A 20,732-nucleotide genomic window follows, 5' to 3' on the forward strand; every position below is an offset into this window, starting at 1 on the left:
ATGTACCGGCGGCCCGCGCGATGTCGTCCCCCGGCACCGTGCCCGGCGGCCCCGGCCCGTGTTGGATGGGGGCATGCACCTGCCGCTCCCCCGCCCGCCGCACCGTGACGACGTCCGGATCGCCGTGGCGGGCCTGCTGGGCGGGCTGCTGCTGTGGGGCATCGGCCTCGGCATGAACACGGGCCGCCCGCTCGGCGGCGCGTGGCTCCTGCTGCCGCTCGTCGCGATGGCGGGCCTGGAGCTGGTGCGCCGGACGCTGCCGTGGTGCGCGGTCGCGGCGGGCACCCTCGTGCTGATCGCCGACCAGTGCACCCGGGGGAGCCTCGCGACCGTCCTGATGTACACGGACCTGGTCTACGCGGCCGTCCTGTACGGCAGCCCGGCAGCGGCCCGGCGCATCCCGGTGACCGGCGGCCTGCTCACGGTCGCGGCGACGCTGGGCGCCCTGGCCGTGTGGCGGCGGCCCGAGGCGCTGCTGATCGGGGTCGCCGTGGGCCTGGTGACGTTCACCCCGGCCGCCACCGGGGTCCTGGTCCGCAACCACCGCGAGACGGCGGCCGCCGAACGGCTGCGGGCCGAACAGACCGCGCTCCTCGCCGAGATCGACCGCGTGCAGGCGGTGACGGCGGAGCGCGCCCGGATGGCCCGCGAGCTGCACGACATGGTGGCGAACCATCTCTCGGCGATCGCGATCCACTCCACGGCCGCGCTGTCCCTCGACGACGCGGCGACCACCCGTACGGCGCTGCAGACCATCCGGGAGAACAGCGTCGACGGGCTGGCCGAGATGCGCCGTCTGATCGGCCTGCTGCGCGCCGAGGGCGCCTCCGACGAACCGGCCGCGGCGCCGACGCTGGAGGGCCTGGGCGCGCTGGTCGAGCAGGCCCGCGCCAACGGGCTGGACGCGGAGCTGACCGTCACGGGTGCCACCGCCGGCCTGCCCGCCCCGGTCGGCCTCGCCGCCTACCGCATCGTCCAGGAGTCGCTGACCAACGCCCTCAAGCACGCCTCCCCCGGCCGCGTCACGATCGACGTCGCCCGCTCGGCGGACCGGATCGAGGTGCGGGTCACCAGCCCGTACGGGGACCGGGACGGACCGCGCGCCCCCGGCTCCGGCGCCGGGCTCGTCGGCATGCGCGAGCGCACCGAACTGCTCTCCGGGACGTTCGCGGCGGGCCCGCGGCCCGGCCCCGGGCACACCGTCTGGCGGGTGTGCGCGACCCTGCCCCTGCACACCCCGGCCCCCGAAGGAGAACCCGCGTGATCCGCGTACTCGTCGCCGAGGACCAGTCCGCCGTACGGGCCGGTCTCGTCCTCATCCTGAACAGCGCGCCGGACATCGAGGTGGCCGGTGAGGCGGAGGACGGCGAGCAGGCGGTGGCGATGGCCCGCGAACTGCGGCCCGATCTGGTCCTGATGGACGTGCAGATGCCGCGTCTCGACGGAGTTTCGGCCACATCCGCGATCGTCGCCGAGGCCCTCGCGGACGTTCTGGTGCTGACCACCTTCGACCTCGACGCGTACGTCTTCGGGGCGCTGCGGGCGGGCGCGGCCGGGTTCCTGCTCAAGACCGTCGACGCCCGGGAGCTGATCGACGGCGTGCGGACGGTCGCGCGCGGGGAGGGGACGATCGCCCCTGCCGTGACCCGCCGGCTGATCGCCGAGTTCGCGTCTGGACCCCAACGCGCCCCGGAACCAACGGAGTTGGCGACGCTCACCCGACGCGAGCGGGAAGTCCTGCGCTGTCTGGGCGAGGGGCTCTCCAACGCGGGGATCGCGGACCGCCTCGACATGGCGGAGGCCACGGTGAAGACCCACGTCAGCCGCCTCCTCGGCAAGCTGGGACTGCGCAGCCGCGTACAAGCCGCGGTGCTGGCGCAGGAGTTGGACCGGTAGGGCGTCGCACAGGTTGGCCGAAACCCGTAATTGGTTTAGACCTTGACCGATGGTCCAGACCTTTCTATTCTCACCGCACTGCGGTGAGCACATCCCCCACTTCCGGTGCTCATGGGCGTCGCAGGGATCCACCCCCTTCACGGACCCCGGAACCCCGAGGAGCACCCCATGCGCTCGACCGACGTACCCAGAAAGCGACTGCGGCACAGATTCACCGCCGTCCTCGCCACACTCGTCCTCCCCGCCGCCGGTCTCACCGCCGTCACGGCGCTCGCGACCCCCTCGCAGGCGGCCGCCACGGCCAGCGCCGTCACCGCGACCTACGCCAAGACCCAGGACTGGGGCACCGGCTTCGAGGGCAAGTGGACGATCAAGAACGGCGGCGCCACGGCCATCAGCTCGTGGGCCGTCGAATGGGACTTCCCCACCGGTACGAAGGTGACCTCCGCCTGGGACGCCACCGTCACCAACTCCGCCAACCACTGGACCGGCAAGAACCTCTCCTGGAACGGGTCGCTCGCCCCCGGCGCCTCGATCTCCTTCGGGTTCAACGGCTCCGGCGCCGGCGCCCCCACCGGCTGCAAGATCAACGGCGCCTCCTGTGACGGCGGCGACGTGCCCGGCGACGCGGCCCCCTCCGCGCCCGGCACCCCGACCGCCTCCGCCATCACCGACACCTCGGCGAAGCTCTCCTGGTCGGCGGCGACCGACGACAAGGGCATCAAGAACTACGACGTCCTGCGCGACGGCGCCAAGGTCGCGACGGTGACGGGGACGACGTACTCCGACAGCGGCCTGACCGCGGGCACCGACTACTCGTACACCGTCCAGGCCCGCGACACCGCCGACCAGACGGGCCCCGCCTCCGGCGCGGTCAAGGTCCACACCACTGGCGGCGGCGGCACGGACCCGGGCAACCCGGGCACCGGCGGCAAGGTCAACCTGGGGTACTTCACCGACTGGGGGGTCTACGGCCGCCAGTACTACCCCAAGAACCTGGAGACCTCCGGCTCGGCCGCGAAGATCACCCACATCAACTACGCGTTCGGCAACGTGCAGAACGGCCAGTGCACGATGGGTGACAGCTACGCCGACACGGACATGGCCTACACCGCGGCCAACTCCGTCTCCGGTGTCGCCGACACCTGGGACCAGCCGCTGCGCGGCGCCTTCAACCAGCTGCGCCAGCTCAAGGCCAAGCACCCGAACCTGAAGATCCTGTGGTCCTTCGGCGGCTGGACCTGGTCCGGCGGCTTCGGCCAGGCCGCGCAGAACCCGGCCGCGTTCGCCGACTCCTGCTACAAGCTGGTCGAGGACCCGCGCTGGGCCGATGTCTTCGACGGCATCGACATCGACTGGGAGTACCCCAACGCCTGCGGCCTGTCCTGTGACACCTCGGGCCAGGACGCCCTGAAGAAGCTGGCCACGGCGCTGCGCGCCAAGTTCGGCTCCAACAACCTGGTCACCGCCGCGATCACCGCGGACGGCTCGGCCGGCGGCAAGATCGAGAAGAACGACTACGCGGGCGCTTCCCAGTCCTTCGACTGGTACAACGTCATGACCTACGACTTCTTCGGCGCGTTCAACGCCAAGGGCCCGACGGCTCCGCACTCCCCGCTCACCTCGTACGCCGGCATCCCGCAGCAGGGCTTCACCTCGGCGGACGCCATCGCGAAGCTCAAGGCGCAGGGCGTCCCGGCCGCCAAGCTGCTGCTCGGCATCGGCTTCTACGGCCGCGGCTGGACGGGCGTCACGCAGAAGGAGCCGGGCGGCACGGCCACGGGTCCGGCGGCCGGCACCTACGAGCAGGGCATCGAGGACTACAAGGTCCTGAAGACCAAGTGCCCGTCGAACGGCACCGTGGCCGGCACCGCGTACGCCTACTGCGGTTCCGACTGGTGGTCCTACGACACCCCGGCGACGATCGCCTCCAAGCTGACCTGGGCCAAGTCGCAGGGTCTGGGCGGCGCGTTCTTCTGGGAGTTCTCGGGAGACACGTCCAACGGTGAGCTGGTCACCGCGGTCGCCAACGGCCTGAAGTAACCACCCACGAACGAAGCCGGGCCCACGGGAACGCCCCCCGTGCGCCCGGCTTCTCCATGCCGTCAGTCGCGGATCACGCCACGTTCACCCGCTGCCCGGGCGGCGCCGCCTCCAGCCACGCCAGGAAACCGGTCAGGGCGTCCTCGCTCATGGCCAGTTCCAGCCGGGTACCGCGATGCGTACAGGCCAGCACGATCGCGTCGGAGAGGAGCGCCAGTTCTTCTTCGCCCTCGGGTGCCCGGCGCCCGGTCACCTCGATGGCGGCCCGCTCAAGGATCCGCCGGGGCCGCGGCGCGTACGAGAACACCCGGAACCACTCAATGCGGTCACCGTTGTAGCGCGCGATGCCGTACCCCCAGCCCTTGCCGGAGGTGTCCACGTCGTCCGGCGCGGGAGCGTCCCACCGCAGCGAGCAGTCGAAGGTGCCGCCCGAGCGCTGGATCAGCCGGCGCCGCAGGCCGAAGACGAACAATCCCAGCAGTACGAGTACGACGACCGCGACTACGCACAGCACGAGAACGAGGACCATCTGCACCGACCTCCTCGTCTCTCAAGGAACTTCTCGACCGATCAAACGCCTGATAACGGAACAGCAAAAACGGGTGGAGATCGCCTCAGCCGCGACCCGGTCCGGAGGTCATCTCCGGCCTGGGCCGCGGCTGAGGTACGTCATAGGGCTCGCTGGGGTCAGCGTGCCGCCACCGCACGCAGTCGGACGTCGGCGCGACGCTCGGCGGACGCGTCGGCGTCCGACTTCGCGCGCTCCAGCGCCCGCTCCGCCCGCTGGACGTCGATCTCGTCCGACAGCTCGACGATCTCGGCCAGCAGCGACAGCTTGTTGTCCGCGAACGAGACGAAGCCGCCGTGGACAGCCGCCACGACCGTCCCGCCGTCGCTCGTGCGGATCGTCACCGGGCCCGACTCCAGCACACCGAGCAGCGGCTGGTGACCGGGCATGACGCCGATGTCGCCGGACGTGGTACGCGCGACGACCAGGGTGGCCTCGCCGGACCAGACACTGCGGTCCGCGGCGACGAGCTCGACGTGCAGCTCAGCAGCCAAGGTGGGCTCCTCGGGTCACCACCCGACGGCATTCGCTGCCGGGTGTTGGGTCAAAGTCTAGTGGGCGTTGCGGGAGGGCCGGGACACACCCCGGCCCTCCCATGAGCTACGAGGCTCAGGAGACGCCGAGCTCCTTGGCGTTGGCCTTGAGGTCCTCAATGCCACCGCAGAGGAAGAACGCCTGCTCCGGGAAGTGGTCGTACTCGCCGTCGATGATCGCGTTGAAGGCCGTGATCGACTCGTCCAGCGGGACGTCCGACCCGTCGACGCCGGTGAACTGCTTGGCGACGTGGGTGTTCTGGGACAGGAAGCGCTCCACACGACGGGCGCGGTGGACAGTGAGCTTGTCCTCCTCGCCGAGCTCGTCGATACCGAGGATCGCGATGATGTCCTGGAGGTCCTTGTACTTCTGCAGCACCGTCTTGACGCGCATGGCGGTGTTGTAGTGGTCCGCCGCGATGTAACGCGGGTCCAGGATGCGGGACGTGGAGTCCAGCGGGTCCACGGCCGGGTAGATGCCCTTCTCCGAGATCGGACGGGAGAGCACCGTCGTCGCGTCGAGGTGGGCGAACGTGGTGGCCGGGGCCGGGTCGGTCAGGTCGTCCGCGGGGACGTAGATCGCCTGCATCGAGGTGATCGAGTGACCACGGGTCGACGTGATGCGCTCCTGGAGGAGACCCATCTCGTCGGCCAGGTTCGGCTGGTAACCCACGGCGGACGGCATGCGGCCGAGCAGCGTGGAGACCTCGGAACCGGCCTGCGTGAAGCGGAAGATGTTGTCGATGAAGAACAGCACGTCCTGCTTCTGCACATCGCGGAAGTACTCCGCCATGGTCAGACCCGCGAGGGCCACGCGCAGACGGGTGCCCGGCGGCTCGTCCATCTGACCGAAGACCAGCGCGGTCTTGTCGATGACGCCCGAGTCGGCCATTTCCTCGATGAGGTCGTTGCCCTCACGGGTGCGCTCACCGACACCGGCGAACACGGAGACACCGTCGTGGTTGTTGGCGACGCGGTAGATCATCTCCTGGATGAGCACCGTCTTGCCGACGCCGGCACCACCGAACAGGCCGATCTTTCCACCCTTGACGTACGGGGTGAGAAGGTCGACGACCTTGATGCCGGTCTCGAACATCTCGGTCTTCGACTCGAGCTCGTCGAAGTTCGGAGCCTTGCGGTGGATGCCCCAGCGCTCGCCCGTGTACTGCTCGTCCGTGTTCAGCACCTCGCCGAGGGTGTTGAACACCTTGCCCTTGGTGAAGTCACCGACGGGAACGGTGATGGAGGCACCGGTGTCGGTCACCGGGGCCTGGCGGACCAGACCGTCGGTGGGCTGCATGGAGATCGCGCGGACCAGGCCGTCACCGAGGTGCTGGGCGACCTCGAGCGTCAGGGTCTTCTGCTCGCCGTCCTTGGCCGGGTCGGCCACCTGGACGTGCAGGGCGTTGTAGATGTCCGGCATCGCGTCGACGGGGAACTCCACGTCGACGACCGGGCCGATGACCCGGGCGACGCGGCCCGTGGCAGCGGCCGTCTCAACAGTGGTCGTCATTACTTGTCACTCCCCGCGGTCGCGTCGGCCAGGGCGCTGGCGCCACCGACGATCTCGCTGATTTCCTGGGTGATTTCGGCCTGGCGGGCCGCGTTGGCAAGACGGGAGAGCGTGTTGATCAGCTCGCCCGCGTTGTCGGTCGCCGACTTCATCGCGCGGCGCGTGGCGGCGTGCTTGGAAGCAGCCGACTGGAGCATCGCGTTGTAGATACGGCTCTCGACGTAGCGCGGCAGCAGGGCGTCGAGGACGTCCTCCGCCGACGGCTCGAAGTCGTACAGCGGAAGGATCTCGTCCTTGGACGCCGACTCCTCCGCCACCTCTTCGAGGCTGAGCGGCAGCAGACGGCTGTCGACCGCCGACTGCGTCATCATCGAGACGAACTCGGTGTAGACGATGTGGAGTTCATCCACGCCGCCCTCCGCCGTCTCCTTCTCGATGGCCTCGATCAGCGGGCCCGCGACCTTCTTGGCGTCCGCGTACGTGGGCTCGTCGGTGAAGCCCGACCACGACTCCACGACCTTGCGCTCGCGGAAGTTGTAGTGGGCCAGACCGCGGCGGCCGACGATGTACGTGTCGACCTCCTTGCCCTCGGCCACGAGCCGCTCGGTGAGCTGCTCCGCGGCCTTGATCGCGTTCGAGTTGAAGGCGCCGGCCAGACCGCGGTCGCTCGTGAGGAGCAGAACCGCGACCCGGGTCGCCGGCTCGGCCTCGGTCGTCAGCGGGTGCTTGGTGTTCGACCCGGTCCCCACCGCCGTGACCGCGCGCGTGAGCTCGGTCGCGTACGGCGTGGAGGCCGCCACCTTGCGCTGCGCCTTGACGACGCGCGAGGCGGCGATCATCTCCATCGCCTTGGTGATCTTCTTGGTCGCGGTGACGGACCGGATGCGACGCTTGTAGACCCGGAGCTGGGCTCCCATGAGTCAGGTCCCTTCCGTCGTCACTTACCGGCGGCGGCCGGAGCGTCCTCGCCGAGAAGCTTCCCGTCCGAGGTCTCGAACTGCTTCTTGAACTCGACGATGGCGTCGGCAACAGCGGTGAGGGTGTCGTCCGACATCTTGCCGCCCTCCTTGATGGAGGTCATGAGGCCCTGCTCCTTGCGGTGCAGGTGCTCCAGGAGCTCCTTCTCGAAGCGGCGGATGTCGGCCACGGGCACGTCGTCCATCTTGCCGGTGGTGCCGGCCCAGACGGAGACGACCTGGTCCTCGGTCGACATCGGCTGGTACTGAGCCTGCTTGAGCAGCTCGACCAGACGCTGACCGCGCTCCAGCTGCGACTTCGACGCGGCGTCCAGGTCGGAACCGAAGGCGGCGAACGCCTCCAGCTCGCGGTACTGGGCCAGGTCGAGGCGCAGACGGCCGGAGACCTGCTTCATCGCCTTGTGCTGCGCGGAACCACCGACTCGGGAGACGGAGATACCGACGTTCAGCGCGGGGCGCTGACCGGCGTTGAAGAGGTCCGACTCCAGGAAGCACTGGCCGTCGGTGATGGAGATGACGTTGGTCGGGATGAACGCCGAGACGTCGTTGGCCTTCGTCTCGACGATCGGCAGACCCGTCATCGAACCGGCACCGAGGTCGTCCGAGAGCTTCGCGCAGCGCTCGAGCAGACGCGAGTGCAGGTAGAAGACGTCACCCGGGTAGGCCTCGCGCCCCGGCGGGCGGCGCAGCAGCAGGGACACGGCGCGGTAGGCGTCGGCCTGCTTCGAGAGGTCGTCGAAGATGATGAGGACGTGCTTGCCCTCGTACATCCACTGCTGGCCGATGGCCGAACCGGTGTACGGCGCCAGGTACTTGAAGCCGGCCGGGTCGGACGCCGGGGCGGCGACGATGGTCGTGTACTCCAGCGCGCCGGCCTCTTCCAGGGCACCACGCACGGAGGCGATGGTGGAACCCTTCTGACCGATGGCGACGTAGACGCAGCGGACCTGCTTCGACGGGTCGCCGGTGCGCCAGTTGTCGCGCTGGTTGATGATCGTGTCGACGGCCAGGGCGGTCTTGCCGGTCTGACGGTCACCGATGATCAGCTGACGCTGGCCACGGCCGATCGGGGTCATCGCGTCGACGGCCTTGTAGCCGGTCTCCATCGGCTCGTGCACCGACTTGCGCTGCATGACCGTGGGGGCCTGCAGCTCAAGGGCGCGGCGGCCGGACGTCTCGATGTCGCCGAGGCCGTCGATCGGGTTGCCGAGCGGGTCGACGACGCGACCCAGGTAGCCCTCGCCGACACCGACGGACAGGACCTCACCGGTACGCGTGACCGGCTGACCCTCCTCGATGCCGCTGAACTCACCGAGGACGATGGCGCCGATCTCGCGCTCTTCCAGGTTGAGCGCGAGGCCGAGGGTGCCGTCCTCGAACTTCAGCAGTTCGTTGGCCATGGCCGAGGGGAGACCCTCGACCTTCGCGATGCCGTCGCCGGCAAGGGTGACCGTACCGACCTCCTCGCGCGAGGCCGCGTCCGGCTTGTACGCCTGGACAAAGTTCTCCAGCGCGTCCCGGATCTCCTCCGGCCGGATCGTGAGCTCCGCCATCTGGGTTCCCTGCTCTCCTTGTTGGGCCCGAAGTGTTCTTGGGGTCTGGGGTCAGCCCCCAGGAATCCTCTGCACGGCCCAACTAGGGCCGTAGTTGTACGTGTGAGGTGTCAGCCGGCCATGCGGCGGCTGGCGTCCTCGATGCGGTCCGCGATGGAGCCGTTGATGACCTCGTCGCCGACCTGCACCTTGATCCCGCCGAGGACCTCGGGGTCCACGTCCAGGTTCAGGTGCATCTGACGCCCGTAGAGCTTCGCGAGGGCGGCACCCAGGCGCTGCTTCTGCTGGTCGGTCAGCGGCACCGCCGTCGTGACGACGGCCACCATGCGCTCCCGGCGCTCGGCGGCGAGCTTGGAGAGGGACTCGAGTCCCCCTTCAAGGCTACGTCCACGCGGAGCGGTCACCAGACGCGCGACGAGGCGCTCGGTGGTGGGCTTGGCCCGCCCGCCGAGCAGCTGCCGGACGAGGTCGCCGCGCAGCTTGCCCGAGGCGCCCTTGTCGGTCAGGGCGGCACGGAGCTCCGTGTTGGAGGAGACGATCCGGTCGAACCGGAACAGCTCGTCCTCGACGTCGTCGAGCTCACCGCTCTTCTGCGCCGCGGTCAGGTCCGCGGTGTTGGCCAGCTCCTCCAGGGAGTCGACCAGGTCGCGCGAGGCCGACCACCGGGAGCGGACCAGACCGGACACCAGGTCGACGGCCTCGCCGCTGACCTGGCCGCCGAGCAGCCGGCCCGCGAGCTCGGCCTTGGCGTCACCGGCCTGCGCCGGGTCGGTGAGGACCCGACGCAGCGAGACCTCGCGGTCCAGCAGCGCGGTCACCGCGGCCAGGTCGCCGGCGAGCGCCTCGGCGTCGACCGACGTGGAGTCGGTCAGCGCGTCCAGGCGCTCACGCGCGGCGGCGAGGGCCTCGCGGCTCGCTCCGTGGGCGGTCATCGAGCAGCCTCTGCCTTCTCTTCCAGCTCACCGAGGAAGCGGTCGATCGTGCGCGACTGCCGGGCGTAGTCGTCGAGCGACTCGCCGACCAGCTTGCCGGCCAGGTCGGTGGCCAGCTGGCCGACGTCCTGACGCAGCGACTGAGCGGCGGCCTTGCGGTCGGCCTCGATCTGGGCGTGACCCGCGGCGATGATCTCCTCACGCTGCCGCTGGCCTTCCGCACGCATCTCGGCGATGAGAGCGGCGCCCTGCTCCTGCGCCTCCTGGCGCAGCCGCGCGGCCTCGTGCCGGGCCTCGGCGAGCTGAGCCTTGTACTGCTCAAGAACGCTCTGGGCTTCGGTCTGAGCGGCCTCGGCCTTCTCGATACCGCCCTCGATCAGCGCGTGGCGCTCTTCCAGCGTCTTGTTGATACGCGGGAGGAGCTTCTTCGCGAAGAAGAAGAAGACGATGGCGAAGGCAAGGGTGCCGACGAGCAGCTCGGGGCCGGGCGGGATGAGCGGGTTCTGCTCCTCCTCGGCCGCGAGTGCAACCAGGTTGGCGATCACATCAGTGCCTTTCGTCGAAAAGTGTCAGTAAGGGGTGATCACTTACCGAACACGAACGGCATAACGATGCCGATGAGGGCGAGCGCCTCACAGAAGGCGAAGCCCAGGATCTGGTTGGCGCGGATCAGACCAGCGGCTTCGGGCTGACGGGCGAGCGCCTCGGTGCCCTTACCGAAGACGATGCCGACGCCGATGCCGGGGCCGATGGCGGCAAGGCCGTAACCGATCGAACCAGTGGAGCCGTGGAGGCCTTCGGCGGCGAGGGTCTGGAGAGCGGACATGCCGGTTCTTCCTTCTCTTTCAAGGGCCGGTGGGGGTTGGCCACCGGACGAATCGGGGGTACTGCGGAGCGGGTGGGCTCAGTGGTGCTCGGCGAGCGCGCCCTGGATGTACGAGCAGGCGAGGAGCACGAAGACGTACGCCTGGACCGCCTGCACGAAAAGCTCGAAGAGGATCATGACGATCGTCATGACGAAGGAGACGCCCGCGGCCGGGATCATCCAGCCGTTCAGCAGGTACCAGGAGGCGACCGTGAACATCACGAGCATGAGGTGGCCGGCGAACATGTTGGCGAACAGTCGCACCGCGTGGGTGAACGGACGGACCAGCAGGTTCGAGAAGAACTCGATGAACGAGACGAGCCACTTGATCGGGCCGAGCGAGGCGTCGTAGCCGACGATGTTCTTCCAACCGCCCACGAAGCCATGCCGCTTGAAGGTCAGCGAGACCCACAGGACGTAGACGATCAGGGCCAGGACGGCCGGGTACGCGATGACCGAGGCGACCGGGAACTGCGCCAGCGGGATCACGGACCAGACGTTCATGATCCAGACGAAGAAGAACAGCGAGACCATGAGCGGGACGTACTTCTCGCCCTCGCGCTTGCCGAGCGTCTCGTAGACGATGCTGCGGCGCACGAAGTCGTAGCCGGCCTCGGCGATCATCTGGGTCTTGCCCGGGACCACCTTGGCTCGGCCGAACGCGGCGTAGAAGAAGCTCACGACCACAAGAGAGGTCAGCAGGGCGAGGAGCATCACCTTGTTGAACTCGAACCCGCCGACGGTGAACATCGGCTGGAACAGGAAGGAGTGCAGGCCCGGCGCCGGGAAGCCACACCCGTTGTCGGACATGATCCGACAGCTCCAGTCAAACGCGAGCTGGGTCGTGTCAGCACTCACCGCGGGCTCCTTCGGCGTGACGCATAAGTACGGCAACCTCGTTGTGTCGGTGCGGCGCGCAGCCGCGGGTCGGCACCGGTCTGGTGTTTCGGGTGTGGGGGCGGCGGGCAGGCTTTGAGCCTCGCGATCGTGCAGGCGTCAGCTCAGATGCCCGCGCCCGCGATGCCGCAGTTGGCACCGGACGATAGCAGTAACTCGAGCGGCCCTTTATCGCGCCCCTACCCTTCACGACGAAGACCCGGTCTTCTCAGGGTTCTCGCTCTTGTCAGAGCCGTTCGTCGTATCGGGATCGACGTAGAAGACCTTCGCCTTGAGGTGGGCACGGGCCTGGAAGCCCATCCACACGACGGTCACGGCCACGAGAGTGGCGGCGAAGGCCCGGGGGTTGAACAGCGTGGTGTTCTTGAAGACAGCCACGAAGATCAGAAGCAGCAGGAGCTGGGCGAAGTAGAGCATCATGCCCATCGCCTGGAACAGCTGCGGAAGCGATTTTGCCGTCCGATACAGGACGATTTGCCCGATCCCCATGAACGCGATGACGAGCAGCGTGCCGACCACCGCACCGATGACACCCTTGCCGCCCGCAAGCACACCACTGATCACCGCGGCAATCACGCCGGCGATGGCGGTGGGTACGAGGGCCTGCAAAAGGGTCCGTGCGTCGTTGGACGGCATGGCGGCAGCTCCGCTTATTGATGGGGGCAGGGTGTCGTCATGGACGAGCGTAGTCCGGGGCCGAGAGGGAATTTCGGGCCAAGGGACCGTCGCACTCCGGTCTTTCGGCTCTATCCCCGGGTTTCGTGAACGGTATCACAAACTATTTGATGCGGTCTTTACCTAGATGGTGTGCTCGCTGTCACACATGAGAGTGACAGTGCGCGTCTGCGCGCCCACAGCATCAACTTGTCTGGTATTGGGGTCTTTTGGAACGCCGCGTCAGCGCGACGAACCAGCCTTCCGCCGATCGGAGAAGCGCGAACGGGCGCCAATTGCCGTCGCTCCGTTGACTCCTGCGGGAATCGGCGTGCGGCCGCCTTCGCCGCTTTCGCCTTCTTCGCCCTTTTCTTCGCTCATGTCCGCGGTGGAGGCGTCCTCCGCGGATGTGGCCAACGCCTCCTCGGCGGTGGCCCGGCGACGCCGGTAGCGCGGCGGCACCAGGCGCTCCGCCCAGCGCGGGATGTGCGGCGTGAAGCGCGGCAACAGCAGCAGCACCAGACCGACGAAGCTGAGGGCGACGACGCTGAGCATGACCCACATCCCGGACGCCGAGTGCACCGAGTAGGCGACCGCGCCGAAGGCGATGAGCGCCGACCAGAAGTACATGATCAGCACCGCGCGGGAGTGCGAGTGCCCGATCTCCAGGAGCCGGTGGTGCAGATGCCCCCGGTCGGCGGCGAACGGCGACTGCCCGTTCCAGGTGCGGCGCACGATCGCGAGGACCAGGTCCGCGAACGGGATCGCGATGATCGTCAGCGGCATCACCAGCGGGATGAAGACCGGGAGCATCGCGTGCGTGGCGTCACGGGTGGAGCCGCCGAGGTTGAGCTTCAGGGCGTCCGGGTCGACCTGGCCGGTGATGGAGATGGCGCCCGCGGCGAGCACGAGCCCGATCAGCATCGACCCCGAGTCGCCCATGAAGATGCGCGCCGGATGCATGTTGTGCGGCAGGAAGCCCAGGCACATGCCCATCAGGATCGCCGCGAAGAGGGTGGCGGGCGCCGCCGACTCGATGCCGTAGCCGTACCAGATCCGGTACGCGTACAGGAAGAACGCCGCCGCCGCGATGCACACCATGCCGGCCGCGAGACCGTCGAGGCCGTCGACGAAGTTCACGGCGTTGATCGTGATGACCACGAGCGCGACGGTGAGCAGGGTGCCCTGCCACTGGGTCAGGGAGACCGTGCCGACGCCGGGGATCGGCAGCCACAGGATCGTCAGACCCTGCATGACCATGACGCCCGCGGCGATCATCTGGCCGCCCAGCTTGATCAGGGCGTCGATCTCGAACTTGTCGTCCAGGACGCCGATCAGCCAGATCAGCGCGGCCCCCGACAGCAGGGCTCTCGGCTCGTTCGACGACTCGAAGACCTGGTCCAGGTTGGTCAGGTGGTCGGCGACCAGCAGCCCCGCGCACAGTCCGAAGAACATGGCGATACCGCCGAGCCGCGGTGTGGGCTCCCGGTGCACGTCTCGTGCCCGGATCTCCGGCATCGCGCCGGCCACGATCGCGAACTTCCGCACCGGGCCTGTGAGCAGATATGTCACCGCGGCCGTGATGCAGAGCGTCAGCAGGTATTCACGCACGGGCTTCCCCACAGGTATCGCTGGCCATCTCAGCCCCACACCCTAGCTTCGTGTGCTTGGGGTCGGGGACTTACGGGTAGCGACGATGGTTGCACGAGTGACGGTTCCGGCCCGCACTGCCGCTGCTCCGCCCGTGCGTCTACCCCTCATCCGCCCGGATACGGGGGAAATCTCCGGACCAGTTCGCGGACCTCCTCGCGCACGGCGCGTCCGTCGAAGGCGTCGCGCACGACACCCGAGAGGAGCACCGCGATCCGGGCCATCTCCGTCTCGCCCATCCCCTGGGTGGTCACGGCCGCGGTGCCGAGGCGCAGACCGCGGCCCTCGCCGTACGGCAGGGCGCAGGTGTCCAGGACGATGCCCGCCGAGGCCAGCCGGCCGCGCGCCGTGCGTCCGTCGACGCCGATGCCGTCGCCGGGCGGAGCGGGGTCGACGGTGACCAGATGGGTGTCGGTGCCGCCCGTGGTGACGGCGAAGCCCTCCGCCTCCAGGGCCGCGGCCAGCACCCGGGCATTGGCGACGACCTGGTGCGCGTACCCCGTGAAGGCGGGTGTCGCCGCCTCCCCGAACGCGACGGCCTTGGCCGCGATCGTGTGCATCTGGGCGCCGCCCTGCGTGAACGGGAAGACCGCCCGGTCCACCCGGTCCGCCAGCTCGGCGCCGCACAGCAGCATGCCGCCGCGCGGGCCGCGCAGCACCTTGTGCGTGGTGGCGCAGACGATGTCGGCGTACGGGACCGGGTTCGGGGCCGCTCCCCCGGCGACGAGCCCGATGGGGTGCGCGGCGTCCGCGATGAGGTGGGCGCCCACGTCGTCGGCGATGTCCCGGAAGGCCGCGTAGTCGAGGTGCCGCGGATAGGAGATCGAGCCGCAGACGATCGCCTTGGGGCGGTGGGCGCGGGCCAGCGCGCGGACCTCGTCGAGGTCGACGAGCCCGGTCGCCGGATCGACGCCGTAGGGCACGAAGTCGAACCATCGGCCCGAGAAGTTGACCGGTGAGCCGTGGGTGAGGTGACCGCCGGAGGGCAGGCCCATCGCCAGGACGGTGTCCCCGGGGCGCAGCAGGGCCGCGTAGGCGGCCAGCACGGCCGAGGAGCCGGAATGTGCCTGCACGTTGACGTGCGCGGCCCCGAAGAGGGCCTTGGCGCGCTCCACGGCCATCCGCTCGGCCACGTCGACGATCTCGCAGCCGCCGTGGTGGCGGGCGCCGGGATAGCCCTCCGCGTACTTGTTGGCGAGGGGTGAACCGAGCGCGGCCAGGACGGCGGGCGAGGTGAAGTTCTCGGCGGCGATCAGCTGCAGCCCGTCCGCCTGCCGCTCGGCCTCACCGAGGATGACCTCGGCGAGCTCGGGGTCCTGGCGGCGCAGGGCGTCGAGCGCGGCGGTTTCGCTGATCACCGGCATGTTCGGCTCCGTGCCTCGCGGAGGGCTGTGTGTCTAACAGCCTAGATCCGAGCCCCGAAAGGGGCGCGGGGAAGCGTCGATGTGCGGCTCCGCCGCGTGGGCGCGACCAGCCACCTCCGTGGGACAGCCGCGACTCGACCCCGCGGAGCAGCTACTTGGGCACACCCGTCAGGGCCGACACCACCGGATCCAGCGCCTCGCTGATCTCCGAGCCGACCGACTGGAAGAAGGGCAGCGGCGCCCCGTACGGGTCGTACACCTCGTCGGCCTCGACGCTCGGCGCGAGAAGCCACCCGCGTAGAGCGGCCGCGGCCCGCACCAGGGACCGTGCGCGCTCGACGACACCGGCCTCGACCGGATCGGGCAGGGTCGCCGGGTCTATGGCCCGTACGAGCCGTGTGAACTCCTTCAGCGTGAAGGTGCGCAGGCCCGCGCTGTGCCCCATGGAGATGACCTGTGCGCGGTGATCGCGGGTCGCGGTCAGCACCAGGTCGGCCCTTATGACGTGGTCGTCGAGGAGCTCGCGCCCGACGAAGCCGGAGGCGTCGGCGCCGAAGTCCGCCAGGACCGCCTCGGCGTTGGCCTCCATGGGGGCACCCTCGTGGCCCCAGGTTCCCGCGCTCTCCACGATGAGCCCGCCGGCCACCCGCTCGCCGAGCCGGGCCGCGAGGGCATGCCGGGTCAGCCGCTCGGTGATCGGCGAGCGGCAGACGTTGCCGGTGCTGACGTGGAGGATGCGGAAGGAGTCGCCGGGGAGCACCAGAGGCTCCCCGTACGGGATGGACTCGGTGCCTATGCCACGCCCCGTCTCAGGGGCTGTCAATTCGCCACCTCGAGGTCGGGTACCACCTTGCGCAGCTCGTCGGCGCTGAGCGCGCCCGCACGCAGCAGGACCGGCACGGGACCGGTCACGTCGACGATGGAGGACGGGATGTTGCCGGGGGTCGGGCCGCCGTCGAGGTAGACGGAGACGGAGTCGCCGAGCATGTCCTGCGCGGCGTCGCAGGTCTCGGGCGAGGGGTGTCCGGTCAGGTTCGCCGAGGACAGGGCCAGCGGGCCGACCTCGGTGAGCAGCTCGATGGCGACCGGGTGCAGCGGCATGCGCACCGCGACGGTGCCCCGGGTCTCGCCGAGGTCCCACTGGAGCGACGGCTGGTGCTTGGCGACGAGGGTGAGCCCGCCCGGCCAGAAGGCGTCGACCAGCTCCCAGGCCAGCTCGGAGAAGTCCGTGACGAGGCCGTGCAGCGTGTTCGGGGACGGGATGACCACCGGGGTCGGCATGTTGCGGCCGCGGCCCTTGGCCTCCAGCAGGTCACCGACCGAATCGGGCGAGAACGCGTCGGCGCCGATGCCGTAGACGGTGTCGGTGGGGAGGACGACCAGCTCGCCGCGGCGAACGGCGGACGCGGCTTCGCGCAGACCGGTGATGCGGTCGGTCGCGTCGTTGGTGTCGTAACGCCGTGCCATTTAGCGGGCCTCCAGCTCTGCGTACTGCTCGTCTGCGTAAAGGTGATCGGTCACGGCATCGCCTTGCGGGCGGTCGCGAACCGCGGCCGGTTGTTGAGGTCCGGGTGGTCCGCGGCATCCGCCCAGCCCCGCTCCTCGGTGAAGATCCACGGCACCTGGCCGCCCTGGGTGTCGGCGTGCTCGATGACGACGACGCCGCCGGGGCGCAGCAGCCGGTGCGCGGTGCGCTCGATGCCGCGGATCAGCGTGAGGCCGTCCTCGCCGGAGAACAGCGCGAGGTCGGGGTCGTAGTCACGGGCCTCGGGCGCCACGTACTCCCACTCGGTGAGCGGGATGTAGGGCGGGTTGGAGACGACGAGGTCGACCTGGCCGTCGAGGTCCGGGAAGGCCGTCAGAGCGTCTCCCTGACGCAGGTCGACCCTGGACCCCTCGACGTTCTTCCGCGTCCATGTGAGGGCGTCCTCGGACAGCTCCACGGCGTGCACGCGCGAGCGCGGCACCTCCTGGGCGAGCGCCAGGGCGATGGCGCCGGAGCCGGTGCACAGATCGACGATCAGCGGCTCGACGACGTCCATCGCGCGCACGGCGTCTATGGCCCACCCGACGACCGACTCCGTCTCGGGGCGCGGCACGAAGACGCCGGGCCCGACCTGGAGCTCCAGGTAGCGGAAGTAGGCGAGCCCGGTGATGTGCTGGAGCGGTTCGCGCGCCTCGCGGCGGGCGGTGACCTCCCAGTACCGGGCGTCGAAGTCGCTGTCCTTGACGGTGTGCAGCTCACCCCGCTTGACGCCGTGCACGAACGCGGCGAGCTCCTCCGCGTCGTTGCGCGGCGAGGGCACGCCGGCGTCGGCCAGCCGCCGAGTGGCCTGGGCCACTTCCGCGAGCAGCAGGTTCACGCTGGTCCTCCGGGGCTGAGCTGTGGACGTACGGGAGTTACGCGGCGGCGAGCTTGGCGGCCGAGTCCGCATCGACGCACGCCTGGATGACGGCGTCGAGGTCACCGTCGAGCACCTGGTCCAGGTTGTAGGCCTTGAAGCCCACGCGGTGGTCCGAGATGCGGTTCTCCGGGAAGTTGTACGTACGGATCTTCTCGGAGCGGTCGACGGTGCGGACCTGGCTGCGGCGGGCGTCGGCGGCTTCCTTCTCCGCTTCCTCCTGCGCCGCTGCGAGGAGCCTGGAGCGCAGGATACGCATCGCCTGCTCCTTGTTCTGCAGCTGGCTCTTCTCGTTCTGGCAGGAGGCGACGACGCCGGTGGGGATGTGCGTGATGCGGACGGCGGAGTCCGTCGTGTTGACGGACTGGCCGCCGGGGCCCGACGAGCGGTACACGTCGATGCGCAGATCGTTCGCGTGGATCTCGACGTCGACCTCCTCGGCCTCGGGCGTGACGAGCACGCCGGCGGCGGAGGTGTGGATGCGGCCCTGCGACTCGGTCGACGGCACGCGCTGCACGCGGTGCACACCGCCCTCGTACTTCAGGCGGGCCCAGACGCCCTGGCCGGGCTCGGTCGCGCCGTTGCCGCCCTTGGTCTTCACGGCGACCTGGACGTCCTTGTAGCCGCCCAGCTCGGACTCGGTGGCGTCGATGATCTCGGTCTTCCAGCCGACGCGCTCCGCGTACCGCAGGTACATGCGCAGCAGGTCGCCGGCGAACAGCGCCGACTCGTCGCCGCCCGCGCCCGCCTTGACCTCGAGGATGACGTCCTTGTCGTCGGAGGGGTCGCGGGGCACCAGCAGAAGCCGCAGCTTCTCGGTGATCTCCTCGCGCGACTTCTCCAGCTCCTTGACCTCGGCCGCGAAGTCCGGGTCGTCGGCGGCGAACTCCCGGGCCGTCTCGATGTCGTCCCCGGTCTGCTTCCAGGAGCGGTACGTCGCGACGATCGGGGTGAGCTCGGCGTAGCGCTTGTTCAGCTTGCGCGCGTTGGCCTGGTCGGCGTGGACCGACGGGTCCGCGAGCTTCTTCTCCAGATCGGCGTGCTCACCGATCAGGTCCTCGACGGCCTCGAACATCTCCGGCTCCTGCTGGTACGGGGTGCTGTGTTTTTCCGAATGAAAGGGGGGCTGCACCGCAAAGCGCCGGTCCCGGTGCCCCCGCGGAATACCGGGGCACCGGAGACCGGCGCTGGAGCCTCGCTACTTGTTGGCAGCGGCAGCCTTGCCGAAGCGGGCCTCGAAGCGGGCCACACGGCCACCGGTGTCGAGGATCTTCTGCTTGCCCGTGTAGAACGGGTGGCACTCGGAGCAGACCTCGGCACGGATGGTGCCGGAGTCGATGGTGCTCCGCGTGGTGAACGACGCGCCACAGGTGCAGCTGACCTGCGTCTCGACGTACTCGGGGTGGATGTCGCGCTTCAAGGTGTCTCCTAGGTTCGGGAGGGCGCCGGGTCGCAGCCGCGGATTGCGGGAGCGTGAACCGGAGCCGACGTACCAGTCTGCCAGCACTGGCCGCATCCCCCAAAACCGGGGTGGGGCCGGAAGTATTCCCGGGCGCCCCGGCGGGGTCGTGCGGCCGCTCGCGGACTACTTCACGACGCCGTCGGCCTGGCCGGTGGCGGTGCCCTCGCGGGCGGACTTCGGGATGGCGCGGTCGGCCTTGAGCGCCTTCCAGACCTGGTCGGCCTTGGCCGTGTCGACGAGGACGCGGTTGGCGTCGTTGGTGTCGTACTGGACCGGCAGCGTGACCATGTTCATGTCGTTCGAGCCGATGCCCTTGAGCCCGTTCGCGAACGAGGCCAGGTCCTTCACCGAGGCCAGGTCCGAGTCCGTGGTCACGGACTTGGTGGCGGTGTCGGCGAGGTCGTACAGCTTCTTGGGGCTGGTGAAGACGCCGACGCTCTTCATCTGGTCCATCAGGGCCTTCATGAACGCCTGCTGGAGCTGGATGCGGCCCAGGTCGCTGCCGTCGCCGACGCCGTGCCGGGTGCGGACGAGGCCGAGGGCCTGCTTGCCGTCGAGGGTGTGGGTGCCCGCGTCGAGCGTGAGGTGGCTGTCGGGGTCGTCGATCGCCTTGGTGGTGGTGACCTCGACACCGCCCAGGTCGTCGATGAGCTGCTCGAAGCCGCTGAAGTCGACCTCGACGTAGTGGTCCATGCGGATTCCGGTCACCGACTCGGCGGTCTTGACGGCGCAGGCCGCGCCGCCGGTCGAGTAGGCGGAGTTGAACATGACCTGCGAGGCGGCCTGGTGCACCGTGCCGTTGCCGTCGGTGCACTCGGGCCGGTCGATGAGCGTGTCCCTGGGTATGGAGACCACGCTGGCCTTCTTGTGGCCCTTGTAGATGTGGACGATCATCGCGGTGTCGGAGCGGGCCGAGCCGTCGTCCTGACCGCCGCCTGCCTTCTTGTTGGCCCCGGCGCGGCTGTCGGAGCCGAGGACGAGGATGTCCTGCGAGCCGTTGTCCACGTTCTGCGGGCGGTCGGTGCCGAGCGCCGCGTTGATGTCGACGCTCTTGATGTTGCCGTCGAGCTTGAAGTAGACGTACCCGAGACCGGTGCCGCCGAGCACGACGACGCCCGCGGCGCTCCACGCCGCGATGCGCAGCGCCTTGCTGCGGGCGCCGCGCGGCTTTCGGCGGCGGCCCTTGGCGCGTCGGCGCCCGGGCTTGCTGTCACGGTCCGGCATGTGTTCCTCGCTGGGTCTGTCAGCTCCACTGTGGCCCTCACCTGGTGTGACGGCGAATCGCCAAGAAGGGTTGCACAGCGAAGTGTGTTCACAGCGGGTACCCATCTGTACGGAGCGTAACGGGACTAAGGTCCCTAACCCCTCCCACCTGCGCTTTTGTCGATGCTCACTACATGCTTCACAAAGGGCACGAATTCTT

At 69.3% G+C, this 20,732-nt stretch carries 21 protein-coding genes; 3 read left to right on the forward strand and 18 right to left on the reverse strand.

What is annotated here, in order from left to right; all coding sequences use genetic code 11:
• Positions 1-73: 73 nt before the first annotated feature.
• The 3 genes from ABT127_RS19430 (at position 74) to ABT127_RS19440 (ending at position 3,939) form a co-directional block, all read left to right on the forward strand.
• Complete coding sequence (locus ABT127_RS19430; RefSeq protein WP_351451290.1) at positions 74-1,264, forward strand: sensor histidine kinase; 1,191 nt, start codon at positions 74-76, stop codon at positions 1,262-1,264.
• Complete coding sequence (locus ABT127_RS19435; protein ID WP_351451292.1) at positions 1,261-1,896, forward strand: response regulator; 636 nt, start codon at positions 1,261-1,263, stop codon at positions 1,894-1,896. The genes ABT127_RS19430 and ABT127_RS19435 overlap by 4 nt, the downstream gene beginning before the upstream one ends.
• Positions 1,897-2,064: 168 nt before the next feature.
• A complete protein-coding gene (locus tag ABT127_RS19440) occupies positions 2,065-3,939 on the forward strand; it encodes a glycoside hydrolase family 18 chitinase (RefSeq protein WP_351451295.1) in 1,875 nt (624 codons plus the stop codon).
• Between the two features lie 73 nt (positions 3,940-4,012).
• On the opposite strand, the gene ABT127_RS19445 is transcribed toward ABT127_RS19440, so the two are convergent.
• The 18 genes from ABT127_RS19445 to ABT127_RS19530 all read right to left on the reverse strand — a co-directional run bounded on the left by ABT127_RS19445 (position 4,013) and on the right by ABT127_RS19530 (position 20,533).
• Positions 4,013-4,468 (reverse strand): DUF2550 domain-containing protein, encoded by a 456-nt coding sequence (locus tag ABT127_RS19445; protein WP_351451297.1) that lies wholly within the window; start codon positions 4,466-4,468, stop codon positions 4,013-4,015.
• Positions 4,469-4,626: 158 nt separating this feature from the next.
• Complete coding sequence (locus ABT127_RS19450) at positions 4,627-5,001, reverse strand: F0F1 ATP synthase subunit epsilon (protein ID WP_351451300.1); 375 nt, start codon at positions 4,999-5,001, stop codon at positions 4,627-4,629.
• Between the two features lie 115 nt (positions 5,002-5,116).
• On the reverse strand, positions 5,117-6,553 hold the full coding sequence (gene atpD, locus ABT127_RS19455) for a F0F1 ATP synthase subunit beta (RefSeq protein WP_351451303.1): 1,437 nt from the start codon (positions 6,551-6,553) through the stop codon (positions 5,117-5,119).
• Entirely contained in the window at positions 6,553-7,470 is a 918-nt protein-coding gene (locus ABT127_RS19460; protein ID WP_351451305.1) for a F0F1 ATP synthase subunit gamma, read from the reverse strand. The genes atpD and ABT127_RS19460 overlap by 1 nt, the downstream gene beginning before the upstream one ends.
• A 20-nt stretch (positions 7,471-7,490) precedes the next feature.
• Positions 7,491-9,083 carry a F0F1 ATP synthase subunit alpha gene (gene atpA, locus ABT127_RS19465; protein WP_351451308.1) on the reverse strand — a complete coding sequence of 531 codons (1,593 nt, stop codon included), beginning with the start codon at positions 9,081-9,083 and terminating at the stop codon, positions 7,491-7,493.
• A gap of 110 nt (positions 9,084-9,193) precedes the next feature.
• On the reverse strand, positions 9,194-10,015 hold the full coding sequence (locus ABT127_RS19470) for a F0F1 ATP synthase subunit delta (protein WP_351451311.1): 822 nt from the start codon (positions 10,013-10,015) through the stop codon (positions 9,194-9,196).
• Complete coding sequence (locus ABT127_RS19475) at positions 10,012-10,560, reverse strand: F0F1 ATP synthase subunit B (RefSeq protein ID WP_351451314.1); 549 nt, start codon at positions 10,558-10,560, stop codon at positions 10,012-10,014. The genes ABT127_RS19470 and ABT127_RS19475 overlap by 4 nt, the downstream gene beginning before the upstream one ends.
• 38 nt (positions 10,561-10,598) lie before the next feature.
• Positions 10,599-10,841: an ATP synthase F0 subunit C gene (atpE, locus tag ABT127_RS19480; protein WP_255975775.1), complete on the reverse strand. Its 243-nt coding sequence runs from the start codon at positions 10,839-10,841 to the stop codon at positions 10,599-10,601.
• 78 nt (positions 10,842-10,919) lie between these two features.
• A complete protein-coding gene (gene atpB / locus ABT127_RS19485) occupies positions 10,920-11,738 on the reverse strand; it encodes a F0F1 ATP synthase subunit A (protein ID WP_493660850.1) in 819 nt (272 codons plus the stop codon).
• 225 nt (positions 11,739-11,963) lie between these two features.
• A complete protein-coding gene (locus tag ABT127_RS19490) occupies positions 11,964-12,413 on the reverse strand; it encodes a Cg1360 family ATP-synthase-associated protein (RefSeq protein ID WP_351451321.1) in 450 nt (149 codons plus the stop codon).
• 261 nt (positions 12,414-12,674) lie between these two features.
• Positions 12,675-14,042, reverse strand: a complete 1,368-nt coding sequence (locus tag ABT127_RS19495; RefSeq protein ID WP_351451324.1) for an MraY family glycosyltransferase — start codon at positions 14,040-14,042, stop codon at positions 12,675-12,677.
• A 146-nt stretch (positions 14,043-14,188) separates the two neighbouring features.
• Entirely contained in the window at positions 14,189-15,445 is a 1,257-nt protein-coding gene (gene glyA / locus ABT127_RS19500) for a serine hydroxymethyltransferase (protein WP_351451327.1), read from the reverse strand.
• Positions 15,446-15,596: 151 nt separating this feature from the next.
• On the reverse strand, positions 15,597-16,268 hold the full coding sequence (locus ABT127_RS19505; RefSeq protein ID WP_111668293.1) for an arsenate reductase/protein-tyrosine-phosphatase family protein: 672 nt from the start codon (positions 16,266-16,268) through the stop codon (positions 15,597-15,599).
• Positions 16,265-16,912 (reverse strand): L-threonylcarbamoyladenylate synthase, encoded by a 648-nt coding sequence (locus tag ABT127_RS19510; RefSeq protein WP_351451330.1) that lies wholly within the window; start codon positions 16,910-16,912, stop codon positions 16,265-16,267. The genes ABT127_RS19505 and ABT127_RS19510 overlap by 4 nt, the downstream gene beginning before the upstream one ends.
• A gap of 50 nt (positions 16,913-16,962) precedes the next feature.
• Positions 16,963-17,808, reverse strand: a complete 846-nt coding sequence (gene prmC, locus ABT127_RS19515) for a peptide chain release factor N(5)-glutamine methyltransferase (protein ID WP_351451333.1) — start codon at positions 17,806-17,808, stop codon at positions 16,963-16,965.
• 37 nt (positions 17,809-17,845) lie between these two features.
• Positions 17,846-18,922, reverse strand: a complete 1,077-nt coding sequence (gene prfA / locus ABT127_RS19520; protein ID WP_351451336.1) for a peptide chain release factor 1 — start codon at positions 18,920-18,922, stop codon at positions 17,846-17,848.
• A gap of 123 nt (positions 18,923-19,045) precedes the next feature.
• Positions 19,046-19,267 (reverse strand): 50S ribosomal protein L31, encoded by a 222-nt coding sequence (rpmE, locus tag ABT127_RS19525; protein WP_081219441.1) that lies wholly within the window; start codon positions 19,265-19,267, stop codon positions 19,046-19,048.
• Positions 19,268-19,432: 165 nt separating this feature from the next.
• Positions 19,433-20,533, reverse strand: coding sequence for an LCP family protein (locus ABT127_RS19530; RefSeq protein ID WP_351451338.1), 1,101 nt, complete (start codon positions 20,531-20,533; stop codon positions 19,433-19,435).
• Positions 20,534-20,732: the final 199 nt, after the last annotated feature.

Origin of the sequence: Streptomyces sp. NPDC001904, assembly GCF_040297005.1 — a bacterium.
GTDB lineage: Bacteria > Actinomycetota > Actinomycetes > Streptomycetales > Streptomycetaceae > Streptomyces.